Here is a 25,095-nt window from a genome sequence, read left to right as displayed (position 1 = left end):
AGGCTGCGGACAATTACTGAATAAAGAAAACGAAGCCGGTTATCGGCCATGAAAATGAATAATAACTAAACAACGTCGTTTGAATTTCGACGTTTGACATTTGACAACAATAAAATGCACCAAGATTATATCAAACCAGACAACTGGTCTATCATTGAAGAAGGATTTGACCGCGACAGCGTAAAGTCGTCTGAGAGCCTGTTCAGCCTCGGCAACGGACGCATGGGCCAACGCGCCAACTTTGAAGAAAGTTATTCAGGGGAAACGTTCCAAGGCAGTTACATCGCCGGGATTTATTACCCGGACAAGACCAAAGTGGGTTGGTGGAAAAATGGTTATCCGGAATATTTCGCCAAGGTGTTGAACGCCCCGAACTGGATTGGCATCGACATCGAAATCAATGGCGAAAACCTCGATTTGAACACCTGTGTTTCGGTGGACAATTTCCGCCGTGAACTCAATATGAAAGAAGGTTGGTACCATCGTTCTTTCGAGGCGAAATTGCAAAACGGCACAGAAATCTCGGTGAATGTATGCCGCTTTTTGTCGATGGAACTCGACGAATCCGGTTGCATCCACTACGAAATCACCCCGAAAAATACCGACGCCAAAATCGTCTTCAAACCCTATCTGGACGCCGGCGTACACAACGAAGATGCGAACTGGGAAGAGAAATTCTGGGAACCGCTCGGCGCCAGTCATTCGGGGAATGAAGCCTTCGTGACTGCACGAACCTTCAAGACGCATTTTACCGTGACCACGTTCATGCACAACGCGATTTTGCTGGACGGAAATGCGCAGGCCATCGACGCCGAAAGGAGTTCGATCAACAATGAAAAGATCGTTTTCGGTTACGCGGTTGCTGCCGCAAAAGGACAAACTGCCAGCATCCAGAAAATTGGCGGCTACACGGCATCGCTCAACCACACCGATACGGTTTTGGCTGCGAAAGACGTCATTAAATCGGCTCGCGCGAAAGGCTATGAAACGCTTTTGGAGGAACAGGCCGAGGCTTGGGCGCACATTTGGGAAATGAGCGACATCACTATCGATGGCGACGTGAAAGCCCAACAAGGCATCCGTTTCAATATTTTCCAATTGAACCAGACGTATTCAGGAAAAGATTCCAGGTTGAACATCGGGCCAAAAGGTTTTACAGGAGAAAAATACGGCGGCTCAACCTATTGGGACACCGAAGCGTATTGCATCCCGTTCTACATGGCGACCAAAGACCAGCACGTGGCGCGAAACCTATTGACGTATCGTTACAATCAATTGGACAAAGCCATTGAAAATGCAGCGAAACTCGGTTTTACCAACGGCGCGGCGCTTTACCCAATGGTGACGATGAACGGCGAAGAATGCCACAACGAATGGGAAATCACCTTTGAGGAAATCCACCGCAACGGCGCGATTGCTTTTGCCATCTACAATTACCACCGCTTCACCGGAGATTATTCATACATCCCTGAAAAAGGACTGGAAGTGCTCATCGGAATTGCCCGTTTCTGGCACCAACGTGCCACGTTTTCGGCAGATAAAAACCAATACGTCATCCTTGGCGTGACTGGGCCGAACGAGTATGAGAACAACGTCAACAACAACTGGTACACCAATTACCTTGCGAAATGGTGCATTGATTACGCGTCGCAGCAAATCGAAAAAGTAAAAGCCGACTTCCCTGCGGACTTTGCGCGCATCATGGGCAAAACCAAGCTCGATGACGTGGAAATTTTACATTGGAGAAAAGTGGCCGACCATATGTATTTCCCGTTTTCGGAAAAATTCGGTGTATTCCTGCAACAAGACGGTTTTCTGGACAAGGAACTGGTAAAAGTGCACGACCTGGACAAGTCGCAGCGACCGATTAACCAGAAGTGGTCTTGGGACAGGATTCTGCGTTCGCCTTATATCAAACAAGCCGACGTGTTACAAGGGTTTTATTTCTTCGAAGATCATTTTTCGATGGAACAACTCGAAAAGCACTTTGATTTTTACGAGCCGTTTACGGTGCATGAAAGTTCGTTGTCGCCATGCGTGCATTCTATCCAGGCTGCGGTTTTGGGTAAAATGGACATGGCTTATACATTTTACCTCCGGACGTCGCGTCTTGATTTGGACGACTACAACAAGGAAGTAGAAGAAGGTTGCCACATCACGTCGATGGCCGGCACGTGGATGAGCATCGTGGAAGGTTTTGGCGGCATGCGCGTGAAAGACGATGTGTTGCATTTTACGCCGCGCATCCCGAAGGAATGGAAAGGATATTCGTTTAAGATTAATTTCCGGAACCAGATTTTGAAGATTTCGGTGGGCGCAAACGAGACCAAATTTTCACTGGAAGGCGACCGGGAAGTGACCGTTGTCGTTAACGGGAAAGCGGTTTCCGTGGAGCCTAATAGTTTGGTGACGGTTTAAGAAAATGTGCGGGAAAACCCCAAAGGTTTCAAAAACCTTTGGGGTTTATTCGTACATGCAAAAACTTGAACCGATACAACCGGGTAAAACTTATCGAATCGTGCAATTGGGCAACGGCGATGAGCCTTTGTTCTTTGAACAGGCAAATAAGTTCTATTTTATGCAACTGCTTTTCAAACACCTCGATCCCGTATGCAAAATCGTAGATTTCGATCTGCAGGAACATCGAATAGCGCTGGTTTTGAAGTTCCGGGAAGCGAATGAAATTCCGGAAAAATATGGAGATAAGCTCTATCAGCCACTGTCAAATTTGCTGAATAGTTATGCGAAATCCATCAATAAACGGTATGACAGAAAAGGAAGTTTGTTTAGAAGGCGTTTCGACCGAATTGAAATTCTTTAACTTGATTAATTTTCAAATTATCATGACATCATTTATCAAAAATCTTAGCTACTCGTTTAAACCCCAAAGGTTTTTAAAACCTTTGGGGTTTATAGTAATTATATTACTCCACACCCAATCCGCCGTCGCCCAACTCCAAAAAACCGAACCGCCGTTCTGGTTTTCCGGCATGAAAAACCCCGAGTTGCAAATCATGTTCTACGGCAAGAACATCGCGCAGTACGACGTGTCGGTTTCCAACAACGTCGTCATCAGCAACGTCACCAAGACCGAAAATCCCAACTACGTTTTCGTGACCATCAACACGCAAAATGTAGCGCCAGGTGAACTCACATTCTCATTCAAATCCAAAAACAAAACGGCGTTTACCAAAAAGTACGAGCTCAAGCCACGCCGCAAAGACTCGGCCTTGCGCGAGGGTTTTGATTCGTCCGACATGATCTACCTGCTCATGCCCGACCGTTTCGCCAACGGCAACCCCAACAACGATTCCACGCCCGATACTGCCGAAAAAGCAGACCGCTCCAAACCTGGTTCGCGGCACGGCGGCGATATCGAAGGCATCATCCAACATCTCGATTACTTACATGAACTAGGCGCCACGGCGCTATGGTCAACGCCGCTTTGCGAAGACAACGACGAGCGCGGTTCGTATCACGGTTACGGACAGTCCGACGTGTACAAAATCGATTCGCGGTACGGCACCAACGACGATTATTTGAGGCTTTCGTCCGAACTCCATAAACGCGGCATGAAACTCATTCTGGACTACGTCACCAACCACTGGGGCAAACATTGGACGTTGCAGGACATGCCCACCTATGATTGGCTTCACCAATTTCCGGGGTATGCGCAAACCAACTACCGCATGACCACGCAGTTTGATCAGAACGCGTCGGCCATCGATGCCAAAATGTGCATGGACGGCTGGTTCGTCAAATCCATGCCCGATTTGAACCAGTCCAATGAATTGATGCTGAACTACCTCACGCAAAACGCCATCTGGTGGATTGAGTACGCCAACCTCGACGGCTTCCGCGTGGACACGTATTCGTATTGCGACAAGGCTGGGATCGCCAAATGGACCAAAGCCATCACCGACGAATATCCGTACTTCAATATCGTGGGCGAAGTCTGGATGCACGACCAGGCGCAAATGGCCTACTGGCAGAAAGACTCGAAAATCGGCGCCATCCAAAATTACAACTCCTACCTGCCGAGCGTCATGGATTTTACCCTGCACGACGCTTTCGGAAATGTATTCAACGAAGACAAACACGAATGGGACAAAGGCATCATCAAGGTGTACGAAAACTTCACCAACGACTTCCTCTACCCCGATATCAACAACATCCTGGTCTTTGCCGAAAATCATGATACGCAGCGGTTCAACCAGATTTACCCCGACATCCGTAAATACAAAATGGCCATGGCGCTCGTCGCTACGGTGCGCGGCATTCCGCAATTGTATACCGGTTCCGAAATCGGGATGAAAGGTGACAAAAACCAAGGCGATGCAGACATCCGCCGCGACTTCCCTGGCGGCTGGCCGGGCGATGCGAACAACGCCTTCACCAAAGCTGGGCGTACTGCCGAACAAAACGCCTATTTCGACTACACGGCCCAACTGTTCAACTGGCGCAAGAACAAAGCGGTGATCCACACGGGTAAGACCACGCAGTACGTTCCGGAAAACAACGTCTATGTGTATTTCCGCCACAACGACAAAGAAAGCGTGATGGTCGTCGTCAATAATTCCAACGAGAAACAAACGGTCAAAACCAATCGTTTCGCCGAAAACATCAGGAACGCCACACGCGGCAAAGACGTCATTTCCGGGCAAACCTTTGCACTCGAAAACGAGTTTTCCCTCGATGCAAAATCGGCGCTGATATTAGAACTGGAATAAAGAAACTTAGTATTTTTAGAAGCAATTTCCCGCTTTCCGCTGTATCTTTTGCTCCGCAAACTACGCAAAAGGATGCCGCTGCAATCGGGGCTAGGCATTATCCCATGAAACAACAATTCACCGGCTTCGCGCTGCTTTTCATTTCCATAGCAGCACTGGCACAAAACAATGTGCGCCAATTCATCGGTTACAAACAAAACGCCTTGAATCTGGAAGTCACGGTGTCCGACGGCACGTACCGCATCGTCTGCTACAACCAAAACATCGTCGAGACCACGTTCCTGCCCAAAGGCGAATCCTACAATCCTGAGTCGCACGCGGTCGTACTCGCGCCCAACGCCTTTACGCCGCAGTTAAAAGACGCACCGGCAAGTCTCAAATACATCACGCCCGGCATCACCGTCGAGATCAAAAAGGCACCGTTCCAGATTGTTTACCATTATAGAAACAAGCAACTGTTGTCCGAGAAAAACGGCTACACCAAAGCCGAACGCGAAACCCTCGACTTCAATCTTACCACCGACGAAGTGCTGTATGGCGGCGGCGCGCGCGTGCTCGGCATGAACCGACGCGGCAACCGTTTGCAGTTGTACAACCGTGCGCACTACGGCTACGAAACCAAAGCCGAACTCATGAACTTCTGTATCCCGATGGTCATGTCGTCAAAACTGTACGCCGTGCATTTTGACAATCCGGCCATCGGGTATCTCGATCTCGACAGCAAGAAAAACAATACGCTGGCCTACGAAACCATTTCCGGACGCAAAACCTATCAGGTCATCGCCGCAGATTCCTGGGACAAACTCGTAGAAAATTACACGTCGCTCACCGGACGCCAGCCCATGCCGCCACGCTGGTCGCTGGGCAATTTCGCCAGCCGGTTCGGGTATCGTGACCAGGAAATGGCCATGACCACGGCACGTCATTTCAACGAAAAGAAAATCCCGGTCGATGCCATGATCTTCGACTTGTACTGGTTCGGCAAAACCATCAAAGGCACGATGGGCAACTTGGAATTCGACAAAGAAAATTTTCCCGAACCTAAAAAAATGCTTGATGATTTGAACGGCAAAGGCATCAAACCCATCCTCATCACCGAGCCGTTCATCCTGACCACATCCAAGAAATGGCAGGAAGCGGTCGACAAAAAAGTCTTGGCGACCGACGCTGCCGGAAAACCGTTCACCTATGATTTTTATTTCGGCAACACGGGCATCATCGACATCTTCAAACCGCAGGCGCGCGACTGGTTCTGGAAAATTTATAAAGACCTCGCAAAGCAAGGCGTGTCAGGCGTTTGGGGTGATTTGGGCGAACCCGAAGTCTTCCCTTCAGAAGCTATCACTGTGAAAGGTATGGCGGACGAAGTGCACAATATTTACGGCCATGAATGGGCTAAAATGATTTTCGACGGCTACAAAAAAGATTTTCCAGATCAGCGTCCGTTCATCCTGATGCGTGCCGGCTATTCCGGATCGCAACGCTTTGGCATGATGCCTTGGAGCGGCGACGTGAGCCGTTCCTGGGGCGGGCTTTCGGGCCAACCCGAAATCGCGCTGGAAATGGGCATGCAAGGCTTGGCCTATATGCATTCCGATTTGGGCGGTTTTGCGGGCGAGTACAACGACAACGAACTGTATCTGCGCTGGTTGCAATACGGCGTGTTCCAACCGATTTTTCGCCCACATGCACAGGAATTGGTGGCCTCCGAACCGGTCTACAAAGATCTCCTGACGATGCAACAAGCCAAAAAGCAGGTCGAATTGCGCTACCAGATGTTGCCGTACAATTACACGCTCGCCTTCAAAAACCACCGCAACGGCACGCCGCTCATGCGCCCGTTGTTCTTTGACGAACCAGACAACACCAAACTCCTCGGCAGTAGCGACAGTTATTTCTGGGGCAGCGCCTTTTTGGTGACGCCCATCAAGAAACCGGGCGTCAATGCGGCATCGGTGTATTTCCCGAAAGGCAGCCATTGGTATGATTTCTATCAGGATTACCAGTACGACGGCGGTAGCACCGAAACCGTTCCGGCGCCGGCAGATCACATTCCGGTGTATGTGCGTGGCGGCGCATTTGTCCCGCTGACGAGAATCGTTTATCAAAACACCGAGAAATATTCGCAGACCGACCTCAACATCCATTTTTATTACGATCCGTCGGTCGCCACAAGCAGCGGCGAATTGTATATGGACGACGGCAAAACGCCCGATGCCTTTGAAAAAGATCAGTATGAATTGATGACCTTTACGTCTAAAGTCAATGACAAGACCATCATCATCACGATCAACGACAAACTCGGAAAAAACTACCCGAAAGCCACTAAAGACTACCAGTTTCACATCCACAACCTGAAAAAGGCGCCGCGTGCAGCCTTCATCGGAAAGGCAAAAGTTCCTACCTTTAGCGTCGGAAATGGTATGTACTATATTCCCGTTGCGGTCAATCCGGGCGAAACCACAATCACGATCGAATTATGACGAAAAAAATCATATTGCTGTTTGCGGCGCTGTTTGCCGCCCATGTATCGGCTCAAAAATCTAAGCAATCCGCACAAGCGCCGTTTGTCTGGGAAGGCACCAACCTTTATTTCCTGATGACCGATCGTTTCAACAACGGCGACAAATCCAACGACGTCGTGTTGAACCGCACGCGCGAAACGGCCAAACTCCGCGGCTTTGAAGGCGGCGATTTGCGTGGCATCATCCAGAAAATCGACGAAGGGTATTTCGACAAATTGGGCGTCAATGTCATTTGGTTTACGCCGGTGGTCGAACAAATCCATGACGGCACAGACGAAGGCACCGGCGTAACCTATGGTTTCCACGGCTATTGGGCGCACGACTGGACCAGGCTCGACCCGAATTTCGGCACCGAAGCAGATTTGGCCGAACTCGTCACGAAAGCACACGCGAAAGGCATTCGCATCATGCTCGATGGCGTCATCAACCACACCGGCCCGGAAACGCCAAATGATGCATCATGGCCGCAAGATTGGGTGCGCACCACGCCGCAGTGCGACTACAAAACCTATGATTCTACGACGGCTTGTACGCTGGTGAAAAACCTACCGGACATTCGCACGGAAAGCAATGCACTCGTGGAAATCCCGAAATTCTTGGCCGACAAGTGGAAAGCCGAAGGCCGTTACGAAAAGGAAATGAAGGAACTCGACGAATTCTTCACGCGTACCGGTTACCCGCGAGCGCCGAAATATTACATCATCAAATGGCTCACCGATTACATCCTTGATTTCGGGATCGACGGCTATCGCGCAGACACGGTGAAACATCTCGGCGAAGATGTCTGGGCCGATTTCAAGCGCCAATGTGAGTTTTCATTTGGCCGATGGAAGCGCAAAAATCCGGAGAAAGTACTGGACAGCAACCCGTTCTACACCATTGCGGAAGTATACAATTACGGCATCAACGCCGGCCGTGAATTTGACTTCGGCGACAAGAAGGTGAACTATTACAGCAACGGTTTCAACGCGCTGATCAACTTCGAATTCAAATGGAATGCGAAAGACAGTTACGAGGCTTTGTTCTCGATGTATTCGGATCGCTTGAACACGATTCTCGAAGGCAACAGCGTCCTGAATTATCTGTCTTCGCACGACGACGGACAGCCGTTCGATGCCAACCGCGAAAAGCCTTTTGAAAGCGCTACGAAATTGTTGCTGTCGCCGGGCATCGCGCAGATTTACTACGGCGACGAAAGCGCACGTTCGCTGGCCATTCCCGGTGCGGAAGGCGATGCTAAATTGCGTTCGTTCATGAACTGGTCCGACATCCAAAGCGATGCAAAAACCAAGAAAATCCTGGCGCATTGGCAGAAACTCGGGCAATTCCGGAAAAACCATCCGGCCATCGGGGCAGGCGTGCACCAGCAAATTTCTTCGGCACCATACGTATTCAGCCGCGGCTACAGAAACGGAAAATTCCTGGACCGCGTTGTCGTTGGGCTGGACTTGCCGAAAGGGAAAAAAGAGCTCAACGTGTCGTCGGTATTCAAGGAAGGCGCGCAATTGTACGATGCGTATTCCGGCCAGATGACGACTGTAATCAACGGGCGCGTTACCATCGATTCCGATTTCGATATCGTATTGCTCGAAAAAATATAAATGCCGAAAATCCTGAACATCGGGCACCGCGGCGCGAAAGGCCATGTCGCCGAAAACACGTTGGCATCGTTTGCCAAAGCCTTTGAACTGGGCGCAGACGGCATTGAACTCGATGTGCATTTGTCTGCGGACGGCGAAATCATCGTCATCCACGACCATTCGGTTACCCGAACGACCAGCCAGAAAGGAAATGTGGCAGACTTGTCTTTGTCGCAACTCAACCACTTGAAGATAGACGGCATCCACAACATCCCGACGCTGGCGCAAACCGTCGATGCCATACCGTCGAAACTCGTCAACATCGAACTCAAGGCGAAACAGGCGGCCAAACCCGTGATGCACCTGATTGAAAAATATGTTCAGGAAAACAGCCGTGATTACAGACAATTTCTCGTGTCTTCGTTTGACTGGGTTGCGCTCAAGGAAATTCGGGAATCGAATGCGAATGTCCCGCTCGGGGTTTTGACCGAAGCCGATCTGGAACTCGCCATCGGATTCGCAAAATCGATTCAGGCCGACACGATTCATCCGTATTTCCACTTGCTGACTTCAGAAAATACGGCCCGGATGCAATCACAAGGTTTCGGCGTTTTTGCCTGGACGGTGAATGAACCCGAAGATTTGGCGCGGATGAAATCCTTTGGCGTCGATGCCATCATCACAGATTTTCCAGACCGGTTATGAAACAGTTTGACATCATCATTGCAGGCGGCGGCGCAGCGGGTTTCTTTACGGCGATCAACATAGCCGAACGGCATCCGAAATTATCCATCGCCATCCTGGAACGCGGCAAAAATGTCCTGGAGAAAGTGCGCATTTCCGGCGGCGGACGCTGCAATGTGACGCACGCGTGTTTCGTCCCGAATGAACTGGCCAAATTTTATCCGCGCGGCGAAAAGGAATTGCGCGGGCCGTTCCATAGGTTTGCGTCGGGCGATACGATGGAATGGTTTGAAAAGCACGGCGTCGCGTTGAAGATCGAAGACGACGGCCGGATGTTCCCGACCACAAATTCCTCGCAAACCATCATCGATTGCTTTCTGGGTGCGACACAAAAACTCGGCGTCCAAATCCTTACCGGACAGAGCATCCAGTCTATTTTCAAATCTGAAAAAGGCTGGAAGATCGATACACAGAACGAAAACTACCGCTGCGAAAAACTCGTCATGGCCACCGGAAGCAACCCGAAAATCTGGGAGTTGCTGGAAAGTCTCGGCCACAGCATCGTGCCGCCGGTGCCATCGCTTTTCACCTTCAACATCAAAGACGCCCGCATCAAAGACCTTCCGGGCATTTCGGCCACCGCCAGCGTAAGAATCAACGGCACCAAGTTGAAAGCTTCAGGACCGCTGCTCATTACGCATTGGGGCATGAGCGGGCCGGCCATTTTGAAACTCTCGGCTTGGGGCGCACGCGATTTGTTCGACAGGAATTACCGCTTCACGATTTCGGTGAACTGGCTCAACACAGATTTAGACGATGCGCTCGAACAGCTAAAGGAATTGAAGCTGGAACACACCAAAAAAACCGTCGCAAAAAAGTCCCCGTTTGACCTGCCGAACCGCTTGTGGGAAAGCCTTACGTGGGCTTCGGGCATCGGCCCGGAAATGCAATGGGCCAACCTGAGCAACAGCCAACTGCAACAACTGGCCGAGCAACTCACGCGTGGGCAATTCGAGGTCAACGGGAAAAGCACGTTCAAGGAAGAATTCGTGACGGCGGGCGGGATTGATCTCAAGGAAATCGAATTCAAGACGATGCAGAGCAAGTTGCTCGAAAACCTATACTTCGCGGGCGAAATCCTAAACATCGACGCGATTACCGGTGGGTTTAATTTCCAGAATGCGTGGACGGGCGGGTTTATTTTGGCGGATGCCATCGGCTAAAACAAAGAAAGTACTTACATTAGCAAGAAACCCGCGGAAATGAAATCATCTTCGTTTTTCTTGTTGTTGCTTTTTTCCTTGAACTCCTACTCCAACTGGGCGCAAACCCACGACCCGATTCCGGCGCACGACACGTTCAACATAGCTTCAAAAATGGTGGGCGAAATGCGCGTCATCAATGTCTGGAAACCGCCACAATATGCCACCGATACGGTTGCCTTGCCGGTGATGTATATGGCCGATGGCGGCATCAAGGAAGACTTCCCGCACATCGCCAATACGATGGCCGAATTGATTGCCGAGAAGAAAATCCCGCCGTTCATACTGATCGGGATTGAGAATACGCAGCGCAGACGCGATTTGACTGGCCCGACGACGGTTAAAAGCGACAAAAAAGTGGCACCGGTTGTGGGCAAATCGGCTGAATTCAGGGCGTTTATCTCGGACGAATTGTTCCCGGAAATCGCAAAACGTTATCGTGTTTCTGGCAAGCGCGGCATCTTGGGCGAATCTTTGTCTGGCCTTTTTGTGGTGGAAACGTTTTTCCTCAAGCCGGAGTTGTTCGACTACTACATCGCCTTCGACCCGTCGCTTTGGTGGAACGACCACGAGTTGGTGAAAAAAGCCCCGGAACGACTGGCCGACTTTCCAAGTGGGAAATATTTGTGGTTCGCCTCGTCAAGCGCTGAGGACATTGCGCCGTTTACCCGCGAACTGTCGGATATCGTCAAAAAAGCGGGAAAGGTGACTTGGGCCTATTCGCACGAACCCAAAGAAGAACACCATACCATTTTCAGGGCAACCAAAGAAAAAGCATTGATCTGGACGCTGAACCGATAGTTACTTGTTGAGCCACCAAATGCTGAAGTTCAGCACCGCCGCAAAACTGACCCAAGCCAAATAGGGAACAAAAAGCCAGCCTGCCACACGGTCAATCTTGCGGAATTTTGCCCACGTTTCGTAAATCATCAGCCAGAGTAATGCAATCTCAATCAAGGCCAACAGCGGATTGCGCAACCCGAAGAACAGCAACGACCACAACCCGTTAAGGGCGAGTTGCACGGCGAAGAAAAACAATGCGGTGCGCACGGCTTCGCGCTGGAAATCCATCCTGGCCCAAACAAGCCCGCCGGCCACGCCCATTAAAATGTACAGGAAACTCCACACCGGCGCAAACACCCAATTCGGCGGATTGAACGATGGTTTTTCAACGTAGGCGTACCAATCGGTGATGCCCGAACGCGTGGCGATGGAAGAAAAATATCCGACGGCCAAACACGTGGCCACAAGGACGAGAATCTTTAAAATCTTGTGCATCTTTTTCTTTACAAGGTAAGGATTTTGGGTTTTTGCGGCAACCGCTCGCGCAAAAAAAGTATCTTTGCGCAACCCGACACCAATATGATTACGGAAAAAGATTTCATCCCTGCGCAGTATGGCGCCAGCTTAGCGCGCGGCACATTTACCTGGAGCGCGCCCAGCAACATTGCCCTGGTGAAATACTGGGGCAAGAAACCGGGCCAGATTCCGGCCAACCCGTCGGTAAGTTTTACGCTGAACCACTGCAAAACCATTACGTCGCTGGCGTTTGAGAAAAAGACTTCGGGCGGGCATTCCTTCGATTTGCTTTTTGAAGGGCAACCCAAGGAAGATTTCAAGCCTAAAATCCAGAAATTCTTCGCGCGCATCGACGCCTATCTGCCTTTTTTGAAAGATTACCATTTCACGATAGACACACGCAATACGTTTCCACATTCGTCCGGGATTGCGTCATCGGCTTCCGGCATGGCGGCCTTGGCGATGAACCTCATGCAATTGGAACGCGCGCTCAACCCGGAAATGACCGACGATTATTTCTATCGGAAAGCATCGTTCCTGGCCAGATTGGGTTCGGGAAGCGCGTGCCGCAGCATCCGGGGCGAAGTCGTGGTTTGGGGAAATCATGCCGATACGGACGGAAGTTCAGACCTTTTTGGCGTGCCGTTTCCGGGAACATTACACGAGAATTTCCGAAATTATCAAGACACGATTTTGCTCGTCGATAAGGGCGAAAAGCAAGTATCGAGCACCGTTGGGCACGAACTCATGCACGGCCATCCGTACGCGACGCAACGGTTTGCACAGGCGCATGAAAACCTCACCCATATGTCCCGCGTACTGGAAAGCGGCAACCTGGATGAATTCATCAAGATCGCAGAAAGTGAAGCCTTGACGCTACACGCCATGATGATGACCTCGATGCCGTATTTCATCCTGATGAAACCCAATACATTGGAAATCATCAACCGCATCTGGAAATTCCGCCGCGAGACCAATATTCCCGTTTGTTTTACGTTAGATGCGGGAGCGAACGTGCATGTGTTGTATCCCGAAAACGATATCGCAGCCGTTTTGCAATTTATTAGGAACGAATTAGTTGGCTATTGTCAAAATGGTCAGTACATTTGCGATACTATTGGATTTGGTGCAGAAAAGTTGTAGCTTTAACCACCTGAGGCGCAGCCGAACTGTATGGAGCGTAGCCCAATAAAACGAAATTTATGAAAAGACCGCTATTTTATTCCAAGATTTTGCTCTTCGGAGAGTACGGCATCATCAAAGATTCCAAAGGTTTATCGATTCCTTATAATTTTTACAAAGGCGCGTTGCGGATGGACGACATGGATTCTGCCGAAGCAAAATCATCCAATGCCAGCCTGAAACGCTTCGTTTCGTACCTCGATAACCTGCAGAGCGAGCAGCCGGAGTTGGTTACTTTCGACATCGCACAACTCAAAAATGACGTTGAGGCCGGAATGTATTTCGATTCCAGCATCCCGCAAGGTTACGGCGTGGGTTCCAGCGGTGCGCTCGTGGCGGCGATTTACGACCAGTACGCCAACGACAAGATTACCGTGCTCGAAAATCTGACGCGCGAGAAATTGCTCAAGTTGAAAAAGATCTTTTCGCAGATGGAATCGTTTTTCCACGGCAAGAGTTCAGGGCTTGACCCGCTCAACAGCTATCTGAGCATTCCAATCCTGATCAATTCTCCAGAAAATATAGAAGCTACTGGAATTCCAGCGCAGCAAAAAGCCGGAAAAGGCGCCGTTTTTCTTTTGGATTCCGGCATCGTAGGCGAAACCGCGCCGATGGTGAACATCTTCATGGAAAAACTCAAAGACCAAGGTTTCCGGAAAATGCTCAAGAACGAATTCGTGAAATACACCGACGCCTGCGTGGACAACTTCCTCGGCGGCGACGTGAAATCGCTGTTTTCGAATACCAAAAAATTGTCTAAAGTCGTGCTGAACCATTTCAAGCCGATGATTCCGGAGCAATTCCACGGCATTTGGCAAAAAGGCATCGAGAGCAACGACTACTACCTGAAATTGTGCGGCTCCGGCGGCGGCGGCTACATCCTTGGGTTTACCGAAGATCTTGACAAAGCCAAAGCGTCGTTGAAAGACTACAAGCTGGAAGTCGTTTACCAGTTTTAGTCAATTAATAATGAACAATTAATAATTAATAGTGGGAAGCGCTTGCTGGTATACGGATTCCCATCAATTATTCATTATTAACTATTAATTATTCATTATGAGAATCAGCCGGAAAAACAAATTGCTCTTGATGAAGATCATCAGTTTGTTTTCGGTCGTCCGCGGGTATAATGTAGCGGTGATTGTGCTGGCGCAATACCTATCGGCAATCTTCATCCTTGCCCCGCAAAACATTCCTGCATTAAGCATTGTTCTCGATTGGCGCGTCTTCATCCTTGTTTTAGCGTCTGCGCTGTCTATCGCTTCTGGCTATATCATCAACAATTTTTACGACAGCCAAAAGGACTTGATCAACCGTCCAAACAAATCGATGCTCGACAGATTGGTCAGCCAGAAAACGAAGTTGTACGTGTATTTCACCCTCAATGCATTGGTGGCGCTGATTTCGGTTTTCCTTTCGTGGCGCGTGCTGCTGTTCTTCTCGGCGTACATTTTCCTGATTTGGTTCTATTCGCACAAGCTCAAAAAGTATCCGATCATCGGCAATATCACCGCGGCATTGCTGGCCGTATTGCCGTTTTTCGCGATATTGATCTACCTGTTCAAGAAAGACCATTTCCGCCATTTCGAAATCCAGCACGTCGAAATCATCTTCGCCCACGCCACGTTCCTGTACATCTTGATTTTGGTGCGCGAAATGATCAAGGATTTGGAAAACATCAAGGGCGATTTATTAGCCGATTACCGAACGATTCCGGTTTTGTACGGCGAGAAAGTATCGAAGACCATTATTTCCGTCCTGACGATCTTGACCGTTGTTCCCGTGTATTTGCTCATCGAAGTGTACGATGTTGGCTACATGGACATCTATTTTTACGGCTGCTTCATCCTGCTGCTGTTTTTCCTGGTCACGCTGTGGCCGTCCGCCGAAAGGAAAGACTTCCTGAAGTTACACAACCTATTGAAGTTCCTGATTGTTGCCGGGGTTTTCTGCATTGTTTTGATCGATCCGAAAGTACTCATCCACGGACGGCAATTGGTGGAAACCCAACTCACGCAGTAAAGGAATCTTCCTGTTTTTTGTCAGACCAACGTTAGCACGTAACCCAGGATTGCACCGCCTAATACGATAAAAGCGCTGTTTATTTTCTGGTATCCGAAAGTCAACACAATGGCCAATATTGCAATGGCTGCGGTGCGCCAATCGGTAACGGTTTCTTTGCCCATGGACAGGCAAACCGAAATGATAATGGCCACCGAAGCCACGTTCACCGCGTCCAGAAATAAGGAAAACAGCCTTGAGCTTCTCATTTTCCTGGCCAGCGGATTAAGCAAGGCCACAAACACGAACGACGGCAGAAAAATACCGATGGTTGCCACAACAGCTCCGGATAAACCGTTGATCTGGTAACCGATAAAGGTCACCGAGGAGAACACAGGGCCGGGCGTAAATTGCCCTACGGCGATGGCATCTATCAATTGCTGCCGGCTCAAAAGCCCTGTCGAAACCAACTCCGTGTCGAGAAAAGCAAACAACACGTAACCGCTGCCATAAAGGATTGCGCCTATCTTAAGGAAGACCAAAAATAAGTTTAGGTTGGTGGATGACAATCCTGCGCCCGCCATCTGCAGAAGCGGCAACGGATAAAAACCATGAATGTTTTTGTTGGGGAACGAAGCGAACAGCAACGCGACAATGCCCGCGCCAAACATCAGGTATATTTCATTGACATGCCCCATTGACAGTGCCAGCACGCCAATCCCGATGACGGCCAGTTGTGCAGATTTCAAGGACTTCTTGGCGAGCGGATAAACGGCTGAAAGGATTACAGCGATAATGGCAGGTGTAATCCCGTACACGAACGGCTGCACGTCTGGAAGTTGCCCGTATCGCTTGTAAAGCCAGGCGAGAATCCCGGTGATGATCACCGCAGGCAGGATGAAACAAATGCCAGCCACGAACAGGCCTTTCCAGCCCGCTTTTTCGCGCCCGATATGGATGGCCATTTCTGTGCTGTTCGGGCCAGGGATTAAATTCGTCACCCCGATCACGTCCAGAAAATGTTGTTCCGTGAGCCATTTACGCTTTGTGACGACTTCGTCCTGCATCATGGCGATGTGCGCCGCCGGACCGCCAAAACCAATGAAACCCAGCTTTAGAAAAAGCTTTGCAATATCTTTTAGGCTTGCGTTAGGTTCCATATGTTGCCAGCAGCCTAACCGTCATTCCTTGATGAACTTCACTTGCTGTCGTTTCCCGGATACCGTTAGTTGCAGCACGTAAAACCCAGGCGAAAGCGCGCTCACGATGACTGCGCCTGATGTGGTTTGTTGGATGATTTGCTTGCCGGACACATCAGACACCAAAACGTCACAAACCGCACCCGACGGATTGTCGAAATACAATACGTCGCGTACCGGATTTGGATACACGTTGAACGCAAAGGCTTCCGGTTGCGCGAGAGCAAGTGCGGGGCATGTCACCTTTTTCGGGAAACCCGTTCCCATCCCGACACCGAGTTGGTAGTATATATTGTTGCCCCAAGCCCAGACTTCGCCGTTGGCCTTGAGCGCTTTGTTGTGGTATTCGTCCACGATGATTTTTGTCCAGTCTGTATCTGTCCCGACTTGCACCGGGGCATATTGGTCTGTGGACGAGCCTTGCCCCAATTGGCCATAGCCGCCATCGCCCCAAGCCCATAATGTGCCGTCGCTCTTCAACCCTACCGAATGGTCAAAACCGGCACCTACTTCTACCCAATTCGTGTCGGTCCCGATTTGCACCGGCAAACCCAGGCTCGCCGTGGTACCGTTCCCGAATTGCCCGTAAGAATTGGAACCCCAAGCCCAAAGCGTACCGTCGCTTCTGACCGCCATGGTGTGGTTGGCACCCGCAGCCATACTGAGCCAAGTATCTGTACCGACCGGGTTTGGCCCGTAGTTATCTGGGTCGCCGGTATCATAAGTGGCACCCCAAGCCCACAGCGTACCATTGGTTTTTAACGCCAAGGTATGGTTAGGTCCGGCAGAGATGTGCGCCCAATCGGTGTCCGTGCCCACTTGTACGAAAGACGACCTGCCCGTAGTAGTGCCGTCGCCCAACTGTCCATAGAAATTCAAGCCCGTCGCCCATAATGTGCCGTCTTGTTTGATTGCGAATGTATTGAAACCGCCGCCATATACCTTCGCCCAATTGTTTTCGGTCCCGACCTGCGTAGGTGTATTGCGGTTGCCTCCGCCGCCCAAACCCAACTCGCCGGAAACGTTTCGACCCCAGGTCCAGAGTGTGCCATCGATTTTGACTGCTGCCGTGTGGTTGCCACCACCTGCCACCGTGGCCCAATCATATTGGTTGCCCACCTGCACCAACACAGAGGCGTCGAAGTTATTTCCTCGCCCCAACTGCCCAAAACCATTATATCCAACGGCATACATGGCACCGTTAGACATGATAAACATGGAATGTTGCCGGCCAATATCGAACGATGTAATGCATTGCGCGCCCGTGTACTGCGACCAGAAAACGACAAGCAAAAAAGCTAATTTTTTCATACTGCGTGATTTGGCTTCAAAATTAGCGTTTTCCTCATCATGTTCAAGTTAAATTTAAGCGATGGGCTTCGGTTTCAATTCTGTATCTTTGCCGATAAATTTCCAGTATGAAAGCGCCAAACCGCAACAATAGAAAACCGACGGCCGGCAACGCCAAGCCTGCTTTTTCAAAACCGTCGAAGCCGATGCCGAAGCGCGCGCAGAAACCAAAACCTGCCCCGAAGCCAAAAGGCGATCCCGATGAAATCCGGCTGAACAAATACATCGCGAATGCGGGTGTATGTTCGAGGCGCGATGCCGATTTGTACATCCAGTCGGGCAACGTGCGCGTGAATGGCGAAGTGATAACGGAAATGGGCCACAAAGTAAAACCTGGCGATGTCGTGAATTTCGACGGCACGGCCATTACGCCTGGAAAGAAAGAATACGTCCTGCTGAACAAACCCAAGAATTTCACGACCTCGAATGACGAAGGCAGCGAACGCAACGTGCTCGATCTGGTGCGCACCGCCACGAAAGCCAAATTGCAACCCGTTGGCCGGATGGACATGACCACCACCGGATTGCTCCTGCTCACCAACGACAACGACCTGATCGTGAAGTTCAGCAAACCCAACCAAAAATCACCTAAAATCTATCAGGTGTCGCTCGATAGAAACCTGAAATTTGAAGACCTTGAAAAAATAAAAGGCGGTGTCACGATTGACGAGCACCGTTTGTTCGTGGACGACGTGAGTTACGTGGAAGGCGAATCGAAAACCGAAATCGGCATCCAGTTGCGTACGGCCAACGTGAAAGTCGTCCGGACCATTTTCGAGAAATTCGGCTACAACGTCGTAAAGGTCGACCGCGTTTCATTTGCGGGCCTGACAAAGAAAAACCTGCCGCGCGGCAATTGGCGCTTTTTGACCGAGCAGGAAATCATCAACCTCAAGCATTTTTAATGCACGAAAACGAGTTCATCGCCACCCGATGGTTCGACGCCTTCAACGCGCACGACCTTGAAAAACTATTGTCGTTGTATGACGACAATGCACGTCATTTCAGCCCAAAGCTCAAAATCCGAAGGCCAGAGACGAACGGTTACGTCACCGGCAAAGCCGCGCTCCGCGACTGGTGGGCAGATGCGTTTGACCGCTTGCCGACGTTGCACTACAAAACAACTTCGCTCACGGCAAATGACAACCGTGTCTTTATGGAATACATCAGGCAAGTTGCAGGCGAAGACGACATGCTGGTAGCCGAAGTACTGGAAATCGCCGACGGGAAAATCGTCGCGTCTCGGGTGTATCATGGCTAATGGATGGCGAAATCCGCTACGTAAATCCTCAAAATCCCAACGTTCATTCATTGGTTGACGCAGATTCAACGTAATCTCCTATTTTTGCCGTCCAATCATTGGACTGCCATCGGAACGCCAAAGAATTGGAAATCACACCAAAAATTGAGAAATCTAGTATGTTTATGAAAACACCTTTACGCCATGCCTGGAAAGGCGCCATCACGGGACTTTTTTTATCACTCCATTTTGCCACGCTGGGCCAAGGGTTTCCTTTGAACGCCACCAACTGGCCGTTACCGCCGGGCGGCGAAAAATACAACGGCATCAATTACAGTTTCCATGAGATGGCGTATGAAACCGGGAGCGGCGACGATATGGGCAGCCAATCCTGGGGCATCATGGACATGAATGGCGACGACAAACCCGATATGGTCATTTACGAAGAGAAACAAACGGGCGGCGTCAGTGTGTTCAGCCCGACGTCAAACCCGTATTGGAAAGTGTATCTCGGCACCGCGTCCGGATTTTCGCAGACCGCCACTAACTGGGCGTTGCCTCCGGGCGGCGAAAAATACAATGGCGTAAATTACAGCTTCCATGCCCAGTCTTACGACGTATCGAGTGCCGATGACCTCGGCAGCCAGTCTTGGGTTGTCATGGACATGAATGCAGACGGCAGGCCAGACATTGTGGTTTACGAAGAGAAACAGACCGGCGGCATCGGCGTGTTCAGCCCGAACGCCAACCCGTACTGGAAAGTCTATTTGAATACCGGATCCGGATTCTCACAAACCGCCACGAACTGGGCGTTGCCTGCGGGCGGCGAAAAATACAACGGCGTCAACTATAGTTTCCATGCCATTTCATACGACGTATCGAGCGCTGACGACTTGGGTAGCCAATCGTGGGTCGTGATGGACATGAACGGAGACGCCAGGCCGGACATCGCGGTTTACGAAGAAAAACAGACCGGCGGCATCGGCGTATTCAGCCCGAATGCCAGCCCATATTGGAAAGTCTATTTGAATACCGGATCCGGATTCTCAACTTCGGCCACCAACTGGGCACTACCACCGGGCGGCGAAAAATACAATGGCGTCAACTACAGCTTCCACGCCATTTCCTACGACGTATCGAGCGCCGACGACCTGGGCAGCCAATCGTGGGTAGTGATGGACATGAACGGAGACGCAAAACCGGACATCGCGGTTTATGAGGAAAAACAATCCAGCGGCATCGGCGTATTCAGCCCGAATACAAACCCGTATTGGAAAGTATACTTAAATACCGGAACCGGATTTTCGCTCGGTGCTACAAACTGGTCTTTGCCGGCAGGCGGCGAGAAATACAACGGCATCAATTACAGTTTCCATGCCCTGGCGTATGAGACTGGGAGCGGCGACGATTTGGGCAGCCAATCGTGGGTCATCATGGACATGAATGGCGATGCGAAACTCGACATCGTCGTCTATGAGGAAAAACAAGCCAACGGCGTCTGGGTATTCAACCCAACATCAAACCCATACTGGAAGGTTTACGCCAACACCGGATCAGGATTCGCACTGGCCGCTACCAACTGGGCGTTGCCGGCAGGCGGCGAAAAATACAACGGCATCAATTACAGTTTCCATGCGATCGCGTATGAGACCGGGAGCGGCGACGATATGGGCAGCCAATCCTGGACGGTCATGGATATGAATGGCGACGCCAGATTAGACCTAGTGGTGTATGAGGAAAAACAAGCGATTGGTGTTAGGGTGTACAGCCCGGACGCAAACCCGTATTGGAGGGTGTTTTTGAACAATACGTCAACGCTGGCCGTTCCTGCCGAGACAACCGTTGGGTCGATGCTGGCTTACCCGAACCCAGTGAAAGACAACCTGTATCTGCAGATTGACGAAGCCGCCATTGGGCAAACCTATACGATATACGACATGCTCGGAAAAGCGATCAAAACCGGAAATCTTTCGGAAGCCATCAACACCATTGATTTCAGCACCGCAACAAGCGGCTTGTACATTTTAAAATTGGATGCAAACGGCCAAACGGTAAAAATTGCCAAGCAATAAATCCCGATGTACAATTACCCCAAACGCAAGCCATCAGGCTTGAGGCTTGCGTTTTTTATGCAAAACAAAAAAGCGACTTCCCTAAATATTGAGAAGTCGCTTTTTTCGTGCGGATAATAGGACTCGAACCTACACACCTTGCGGCACCAGATCCTAAGTCTGGCGTGTCTACCAATTTCACCATATCCGCGGTAGGCTGCAAATATAGTAACAATTGACGATTGCTACTGCCAATTCGTAAAAAAATTTGATCGGGTGACAATTAATTATTGACAATTATTTTGTGCAGCACATTCGGGCCAACTGCGCTGGTTTCATTCAATAGATTTCGCTATTTTTGGAATTCAAACAAAAATCATGGACAACATCAAACAATACGTTTCCCAAAACAAACAGCGCTTCATCGACGAACTCATCGACTTACTGAAAATCCCATCGGTTTCTGCCGATCCTGCCTATTCGCAAGACGTGGCCGACATGGCCGATGCCGTAAAATCATCGCTCGAAAAAGCGGGTTGCGACAAAGTAGAAATCTGCGACACGCCGGGTTACCCGATTGTGTATGGCGAGAAAATCATCGATCCGAACCTGCCAACGGTGCTGGTGTACGGGCATTACGACGTACAGCCGCCCGATCCGCTCGATTTGTGGACATCGCCGCCATTTGAGCCCGTCATCAAAACCACCGACATCCATCCTCAGGGCGCCATTTTCGCGCGCGGCGCTTGTGACGACAAAGGCCAGATGTACATGCACGTCAAGGCGCTCGAATACATGGTGCAAAACAACACTTTACCGTGCAACGTGAAATTCATGATTGAAGGCGAAGAAGAGGTCGGGTCAAAAAGTCTCGGCTGGTTCGTTTCCAGAAACCAGGAAAAATTGTCCTGCGATGTCATCCTGATTTCCGATACGGGCATGATTTCAAACCAACAACCCTCAATCACCACGGGTTTGCGCGGTTTGAGTTATGTTGAAGTGGAAGTCACCGGTCCGAACCGCGACCTGCATTCAGGTTTGTACGGCGGCGCGGTAGCCAACCCGATCAACGTTTTGGCTAAAATGATCGCCTCACTCCACGACGAAAACAACCACATCACCATTCCAGGATTTTACGACAAAGTCGAAGAGTTGTCAGCTGCTGAACGCGCCGAGATGGCCAAAGCGCCATTCAACCTCGACAATTATAAAAAAGCGCTTGACATTGAAGATGTGTACGGCGAAACCGGCTATGTCACCAACGAACGCAATTCCATCCGCCCGACGCTCGACGTCAATGGCATCTGGGGCGGCTACACCGGCGAAGGCGCGAAAACCGTCATTGCCTCGAAAGCCTACGCCAAGATTTCGATGCGACTGGTTCCACACCAAGATTGGGAGGAAATTACGCAATTGTTCACCAAGCATTTCGAAAGCATAGCCCCGAAAGCCGTCAAAGTAAAAGTGACGCCACACCACGGCGGGCAAGGTTATGTGACGCCAACCGACAGCATCGGCTACTTGGCGGCGAACAAAGCCTATTCGGAAACCTTTGGCGTGCCGGCCATTCCGGTGCGTTCGGGCGGATCGATCCCTATCGTGGCTTTGTTCGAAAAAGAACTCAAGAGCAAAACCATCATGATGGGCTTTGGTCTGGATAGCGACGCCATCCACTCGCCCAATGAACACTTCGGGATTTTCAACTACTTGAAAGGCATTGAAACGATTCCGTTGTTCTACAAATATTTTGTCGAGTTGTCCAAATAATTTATTGAAATACAAAGCGTTATGAGTAGATGAAAATAGCTTTTGTTTACGCGATAGCGTTGCTCACACTAACGGCTTCGGCGCAGCATAAAATTGCAAAGCCGAAGCCTATTGTTTGCCCTGAAGTCAGGACGGACGTTGTTTTGGCCCAATTCCCAGGCGGAAAAGATTCGCTCAAAGCTTTCGTCAACCGAAATTTTACACTTCCTGAATCCTACAAGAAGACAAAGCCTTTTTTCATCAAATCTTTGGTCGTGCGCTATACCATTGAACCTGATGGCCGTTTGAGCCACATCGATGCGTTGAAAAATGAATTCCCTGATTTAGCCGCCGAAGCCATCAGGGTTTTTAAGTTATCCCCGAAATGGACGCCCGGCAAAAAAGACGGGCGAACCGTCGCACAGCCCGGCGGTTACGTAATTTGCATCAATACTGCCAAGCCCGAAATATTAGATTGCGAATGAAAACCAGCTTCATCTTGTTGCTCTGCTTTACCATTATCGGTTGCCAAACCAACCGCACGGTCAATGGCGAGCGAGAAGGTTTGTGGATCGAGCAAAACAAAATCGGCGACAAAACCTACAAATCGCGTGGCCGCTACTACAAAGGCTTCGAACGCAAAACCTGGAAATACTACGAAAACGGCCAGCTCGTCAAAAAAGAAGTCTATAAAGACAGCGTTTGCTACGTCACGCACTTTAAGAACAAGAAGAAATCGCTCGAAGGAAAAACCAAAATGCGCTACGAAGGCAAAGACCTGCATTGGTTTTACACCGGCGACTGGATTGAATATGATTCTCTCGGCAAACCTGTTGTGCAACGCATTTACCACAACGGCGTGCTGATTGGCGAAAAATCACTTTCCGACGCACCATAATTTGGGCGTTGCGCCAAAACGGCCAAACACTTCACCAAAACACTCCGGTTGGCGCCGCGCTGTACGCTGCTATCTTTGAAAACCTCTGAGGTTTCAAAGGATATCCGCTGCCATCGCTAACGCGATCCGCACTTCCCGCAAAATCTTCCTCCGTTAGCAACATCAACGTAACTTTCACGTTTAGAACAAGACAAACCATCAAATCAATCATCATCAAAAATCAAAATCATGCTCAAAAAATTCTTCATCCTGTGCTCCGGCGCGGATAAAAACCTGCTTTCGGGTTGCTCCGAGGGCGAACAGACCAAATTCGTGGGCATTGGCGCCACGGTATTCTTCACCGCCGTCATGGCGTTTATCGCGGGCAGTTACGCGCTTTACACGGTGTTTGACAATGCATTTATAGCGGCCGCTTTTGGCTTCGTTTGGGGTTTGCTCATTTTCAACCTCGACCGTTTCATCGTGTCTACGATCCGGAAGCGCGAGAGCTTCACCAATGAATTCCTGCAAGCTACGCCGCGATTGGTCTTGGCGGTCATCATCGCCATCGTCATCTCAAAACCACTCGAGATCAAGATTTTCGAAAAGGAAATCAACACCGTTTTGCTGAAAGAAAAAAACGCCATGGCGCTCAACAACAAAAAGGAAGTGGCCAATTATTTCAAGACCGATCTGGACAAGAATAAAATGCAGACCGACAGCCTGAAGTCTGAAATGGCGCGCAAGGAAAAAGAAGTCGCGGCGCTTTACAACAGTTACATCACCGAAGCAGAAGGCACGGCCGGCACCAAGAAAATGGGCAAAGGCCCAATCTTCAAGGAAAAGTTCGCAGCGCACCGCGTGGCTAAAGCCGAACTGGAAACACTCAAGAAAAACAACGAAACCAAAATCGCCGACCTGGAAGCCAAAGCCAAAACCCTTCAGGCCGACCTCGACAAAAAAGTGTCCGATACGCAACCGGTCATTGACGGCTTTGACGGGCTGATGGCGCGCATCAACGCGCTGGGCAAACTCCCGCTGATTCCGTCACTATTCATCATGTTGCTGTTCTTCGCGGTAGAAACTGCGCCCATAATCGCAAAATTACTGTCGCCAAAAGGGGAATATGACTTCAAGCTCGAAGACCTGGAAACCGCATTGAAAACCACCATTTCCCAAGACGTTTACCAACGGCAATTGCTGGTGAAAACCACGGCCGAAATACACGATAAAGTCTATGCAGACATCGCCGACGACCGCGAAATATTCAACAAGCAGCGCATGACTGCCAAGACATTGATGGATTTGCAGGCCGACAGTTTCCTGGAGAAACAGAAGAAGACGTTGTGAGTAGACCGTCGAATGTCAA

At 50.1% G+C, this 25,095-nt stretch carries 21 protein-coding genes and 1 tRNA gene; 18 read left to right on the top strand and 4 right to left on the bottom strand.

Translation table 11 applies throughout. The features are described 5' to 3' along the window. Window positions 1–114 precede the first annotated feature (114 nt). The 8 genes from ACM9J1_RS05045 to ACM9J1_RS05010 all read left to right on the top strand — a co-directional run bounded on the left by ACM9J1_RS05045 (window position 115) and on the right by ACM9J1_RS05010 (window position 11,582). Complete coding sequence (locus tag ACM9J1_RS05045) at window positions 115–2,418, top strand: glycoside hydrolase family 65 protein (RefSeq protein WP_415580860.1); 2,304 nt, start codon at window positions 115–117, stop codon at window positions 2,416–2,418. 55 nt (window positions 2,419–2,473) lie between these two features. Continuing rightward, window positions 2,474–2,821, top strand: coding sequence for a hypothetical protein (locus tag ACM9J1_RS05040; protein ID WP_415580859.1), 348 nt, complete (start codon window positions 2,474–2,476; stop codon window positions 2,819–2,821). Window positions 2,822–2,843: 22 nt separating this feature from the next. After that, window positions 2,844–4,730 (top strand): glycoside hydrolase family 13 protein, encoded by a 1,887-nt coding sequence (locus ACM9J1_RS05035; RefSeq protein WP_415580858.1) that lies wholly within the window; start codon window positions 2,844–2,846, stop codon window positions 4,728–4,730. 104 nt (window positions 4,731–4,834) lie between these two features. Continuing rightward, window positions 4,835–7,213, top strand: coding sequence for a glycoside hydrolase family 31 protein (locus ACM9J1_RS05030; protein ID WP_415580857.1), 2,379 nt, complete (start codon window positions 4,835–4,837; stop codon window positions 7,211–7,213). Then, window positions 7,210–8,856 carry an alpha-amylase family glycosyl hydrolase gene (locus ACM9J1_RS05025; protein ID WP_415580856.1) on the top strand — a complete coding sequence of 549 codons (1,647 nt, stop codon included), beginning with the start codon at window positions 7,210–7,212 and terminating at the stop codon, window positions 8,854–8,856. The genes ACM9J1_RS05030 and ACM9J1_RS05025 overlap by 4 nt, the downstream gene beginning before the upstream one ends. Then, the gene (locus ACM9J1_RS05020; protein WP_415580855.1) at window positions 8,857–9,540 is read left to right on the top strand and encodes a glycerophosphodiester phosphodiesterase; all 684 of its coding nucleotides are present in this window, start codon (window positions 8,857–8,859) and stop codon (window positions 9,538–9,540) included. It begins immediately after the preceding gene. Further along, complete coding sequence (locus tag ACM9J1_RS05015) at window positions 9,537–10,742, top strand: BaiN/RdsA family NAD(P)/FAD-dependent oxidoreductase (RefSeq protein WP_415580854.1); 1,206 nt, start codon at window positions 9,537–9,539, stop codon at window positions 10,740–10,742. Before ACM9J1_RS05020 ends, ACM9J1_RS05015 begins: the two co-directional genes overlap by 4 nt. Window positions 10,743–10,781: 39 nt before the next feature. Further along, entirely contained in the window at window positions 10,782–11,582 is an 801-nt protein-coding gene (locus ACM9J1_RS05010; RefSeq protein WP_415580853.1) for an alpha/beta hydrolase, read from the top strand. On the opposite strand, the gene ACM9J1_RS05005 is transcribed toward ACM9J1_RS05010, so the two are convergent. Further along, complete coding sequence (locus ACM9J1_RS05005) at window positions 11,583–12,059, bottom strand: TspO/MBR family protein (RefSeq protein ID WP_415580851.1); 477 nt, start codon at window positions 12,057–12,059, stop codon at window positions 11,583–11,585. It abuts the gene before it with no gap. A gap of 84 nt (window positions 12,060–12,143) precedes the next feature. Here ACM9J1_RS05005 and ACM9J1_RS05000 point away from each other — a divergent pair, with 84 nt between their 5' ends. The 3 genes from ACM9J1_RS05000 (at window position 12,144) to ACM9J1_RS04990 (ending at window position 15,284) form a co-directional block, all read left to right on the top strand. Beyond that, the gene (locus tag ACM9J1_RS05000) at window positions 12,144–13,223 is read left to right on the top strand and encodes a diphosphomevalonate decarboxylase (protein WP_415580850.1); all 1,080 of its coding nucleotides are present in this window, start codon (window positions 12,144–12,146) and stop codon (window positions 13,221–13,223) included. Window positions 13,224–13,282: 59 nt separating this feature from the next. Further along, window positions 13,283–14,221 (top strand): mevalonate kinase family protein, encoded by a 939-nt coding sequence (locus tag ACM9J1_RS04995; protein ID WP_415580849.1) that lies wholly within the window; start codon window positions 13,283–13,285, stop codon window positions 14,219–14,221. A 130-nt stretch (window positions 14,222–14,351) separates the two neighbouring features. After that, a complete protein-coding gene (locus tag ACM9J1_RS04990; protein ID WP_415580848.1) occupies window positions 14,352–15,284 on the top strand; it encodes a geranylgeranylglycerol-phosphate geranylgeranyltransferase in 933 nt (310 codons plus the stop codon). 20 nt (window positions 15,285–15,304) lie between these two features. On the opposite strand, the gene chrA is transcribed toward ACM9J1_RS04990, so the two are convergent. Both chrA and ACM9J1_RS04980 read right to left on the bottom strand, forming a co-directional pair. Next, window positions 15,305–16,423: a chromate efflux transporter gene (chrA, locus tag ACM9J1_RS04985; RefSeq protein ID WP_415580846.1), complete on the bottom strand. Its 1,119-nt coding sequence runs from the start codon at window positions 16,421–16,423 to the stop codon at window positions 15,305–15,307. A gap of 21 nt (window positions 16,424–16,444) precedes the next feature. Further along, complete coding sequence (locus tag ACM9J1_RS04980; RefSeq protein WP_415580845.1) at window positions 16,445–17,773, bottom strand: T9SS type A sorting domain-containing protein; 1,329 nt, start codon at window positions 17,771–17,773, stop codon at window positions 16,445–16,447. Between the two features lie 107 nt (window positions 17,774–17,880). Between ACM9J1_RS04980 and ACM9J1_RS04975 the strand changes: the two genes are divergently transcribed. From ACM9J1_RS04975 to ACM9J1_RS04965, 3 genes are all read left to right on the top strand, one after another. Beyond that, the gene (locus ACM9J1_RS04975; protein ID WP_415580844.1) at window positions 17,881–18,717 is read left to right on the top strand and encodes a pseudouridine synthase; all 837 of its coding nucleotides are present in this window, start codon (window positions 17,881–17,883) and stop codon (window positions 18,715–18,717) included. Continuing rightward, window positions 18,717–19,073 (top strand): nuclear transport factor 2 family protein, encoded by a 357-nt coding sequence (locus ACM9J1_RS04970; RefSeq protein WP_415580843.1) that lies wholly within the window; start codon window positions 18,717–18,719, stop codon window positions 19,071–19,073. The genes ACM9J1_RS04975 and ACM9J1_RS04970 overlap by 1 nt, the downstream gene beginning before the upstream one ends. Window positions 19,074–19,237: 164 nt before the next feature. Beyond that, on the top strand, window positions 19,238–21,124 hold the full coding sequence (locus ACM9J1_RS04965) for a T9SS type A sorting domain-containing protein (RefSeq protein ID WP_415580842.1): 1,887 nt from the start codon (window positions 19,238–19,240) through the stop codon (window positions 21,122–21,124). Window positions 21,125–21,232: 108 nt separating this feature from the next. On the opposite strand, the gene ACM9J1_RS04960 is transcribed toward ACM9J1_RS04965, so the two are convergent. Further along, window positions 21,233–21,314: transfer RNA gene (locus ACM9J1_RS04960), tRNA-Leu, on the bottom strand. A gap of 167 nt (window positions 21,315–21,481) precedes the next feature. Here ACM9J1_RS04960 and ACM9J1_RS04955 point away from each other — a divergent pair. The 4 genes from ACM9J1_RS04955 to ACM9J1_RS04940 all read left to right on the top strand — a co-directional run bounded on the left by ACM9J1_RS04955 (window position 21,482) and on the right by ACM9J1_RS04940 (window position 25,076). Further along, complete coding sequence (locus ACM9J1_RS04955) at window positions 21,482–22,870, top strand: dipeptidase (RefSeq protein WP_415580841.1); 1,389 nt, start codon at window positions 21,482–21,484, stop codon at window positions 22,868–22,870. A 29-nt stretch (window positions 22,871–22,899) separates the two neighbouring features. Beyond that, complete coding sequence (locus tag ACM9J1_RS04950) at window positions 22,900–23,334, top strand: energy transducer TonB (protein ID WP_415580840.1); 435 nt, start codon at window positions 22,900–22,902, stop codon at window positions 23,332–23,334. Continuing rightward, on the top strand, window positions 23,331–23,747 hold the full coding sequence (locus tag ACM9J1_RS04945; protein ID WP_415580839.1) for a hypothetical protein: 417 nt from the start codon (window positions 23,331–23,333) through the stop codon (window positions 23,745–23,747). Before ACM9J1_RS04950 ends, ACM9J1_RS04945 begins: the two co-directional genes overlap by 4 nt. Window positions 23,748–23,975: 228 nt before the next feature. Next, window positions 23,976–25,076: a DUF4407 domain-containing protein gene (locus ACM9J1_RS04940; protein ID WP_415580838.1), complete on the top strand. Its 1,101-nt coding sequence runs from the start codon at window positions 23,976–23,978 to the stop codon at window positions 25,074–25,076. The last annotated feature ends 19 nt before the right edge of the window (window positions 25,077–25,095 follow it).

This window comes from Flavobacterium longum, assembly GCF_965137575.1.
In the GTDB taxonomy this organism is placed as follows: Bacteria; Bacteroidota; Bacteroidia; order Flavobacteriales; family Flavobacteriaceae; genus Flavobacterium; species Flavobacterium longum.
Note: the sequence above shows the minus strand (reverse complement) of the source record. Positions and strands in the feature narration are given on the sequence as shown.

Excerpts from the sequence above, each read along its gene's own strand:
- ACM9J1_RS05045 (WP_415580860.1), top strand. The coding sequence starts at position 115 with ATGCACCAAGATTATATCAAACCAGACAACTGGTCTATCATTGAAGAA.
- ACM9J1_RS05040 (WP_415580859.1), top strand. The coding sequence starts at position 2,474 with ATGCAAAAACTTGAACCGATACAACCGGGTAAAACTTATCGAATCGTG.
- ACM9J1_RS05035 (WP_415580858.1), top strand. The coding sequence starts at position 2,844 with ATGACATCATTTATCAAAAATCTTAGCTACTCGTTTAAACCCCAAAGG.
- ACM9J1_RS05030 (WP_415580857.1), top strand. The coding sequence starts at position 4,835 with ATGAAACAACAATTCACCGGCTTCGCGCTGCTTTTCATTTCCATAGCA.
- ACM9J1_RS05025 (WP_415580856.1), top strand. The coding sequence starts at position 7,210 with ATGACGAAAAAAATCATATTGCTGTTTGCGGCGCTGTTTGCCGCCCAT.
- ACM9J1_RS05020 (WP_415580855.1), top strand. The coding sequence starts at position 8,857 with ATGCCGAAAATCCTGAACATCGGGCACCGCGGCGCGAAAGGCCATGTC.
- ACM9J1_RS05015 (WP_415580854.1), top strand. The coding sequence starts at position 9,537 with ATGAAACAGTTTGACATCATCATTGCAGGCGGCGGCGCAGCGGGTTTC.
- ACM9J1_RS05010 (WP_415580853.1), top strand. The coding sequence starts at position 10,782 with ATGAAATCATCTTCGTTTTTCTTGTTGTTGCTTTTTTCCTTGAACTCC.
- ACM9J1_RS05005 (WP_415580851.1), bottom strand. The coding sequence starts at position 12,059 with ATGCACAAGATTTTAAAGATTCTCGTCCTTGTGGCCACGTGTTTGGCC.
- ACM9J1_RS05000 (WP_415580850.1), top strand. The coding sequence starts at position 12,144 with ATGATTACGGAAAAAGATTTCATCCCTGCGCAGTATGGCGCCAGCTTA.
- ACM9J1_RS04995 (WP_415580849.1), top strand. The coding sequence starts at position 13,283 with ATGAAAAGACCGCTATTTTATTCCAAGATTTTGCTCTTCGGAGAGTAC.
- ACM9J1_RS04990 (WP_415580848.1), top strand. The coding sequence starts at position 14,352 with ATGAAGATCATCAGTTTGTTTTCGGTCGTCCGCGGGTATAATGTAGCG.
- chrA (WP_415580846.1), bottom strand. The coding sequence starts at position 16,423 with ATGGAACCTAACGCAAGCCTAAAAGATATTGCAAAGCTTTTTCTAAAG.
- ACM9J1_RS04980 (WP_415580845.1), bottom strand. The coding sequence starts at position 17,773 with ATGAAAAAATTAGCTTTTTTGCTTGTCGTTTTCTGGTCGCAGTACACG.
- ACM9J1_RS04975 (WP_415580844.1), top strand. The coding sequence starts at position 17,881 with ATGAAAGCGCCAAACCGCAACAATAGAAAACCGACGGCCGGCAACGCC.
- ACM9J1_RS04970 (WP_415580843.1), top strand. The coding sequence starts at position 18,717 with ATGCACGAAAACGAGTTCATCGCCACCCGATGGTTCGACGCCTTCAAC.
- ACM9J1_RS04965 (WP_415580842.1), top strand. The coding sequence starts at position 19,238 with ATGAAAACACCTTTACGCCATGCCTGGAAAGGCGCCATCACGGGACTT.
- ACM9J1_RS04955 (WP_415580841.1), top strand. The coding sequence starts at position 21,482 with ATGGACAACATCAAACAATACGTTTCCCAAAACAAACAGCGCTTCATC.
- ACM9J1_RS04950 (WP_415580840.1), top strand. The coding sequence starts at position 22,900 with ATGAAAATAGCTTTTGTTTACGCGATAGCGTTGCTCACACTAACGGCT.
- ACM9J1_RS04945 (WP_415580839.1), top strand. The coding sequence starts at position 23,331 with ATGAAAACCAGCTTCATCTTGTTGCTCTGCTTTACCATTATCGGTTGC.
- ACM9J1_RS04940 (WP_415580838.1), top strand. The coding sequence starts at position 23,976 with ATGCTCAAAAAATTCTTCATCCTGTGCTCCGGCGCGGATAAAAACCTG.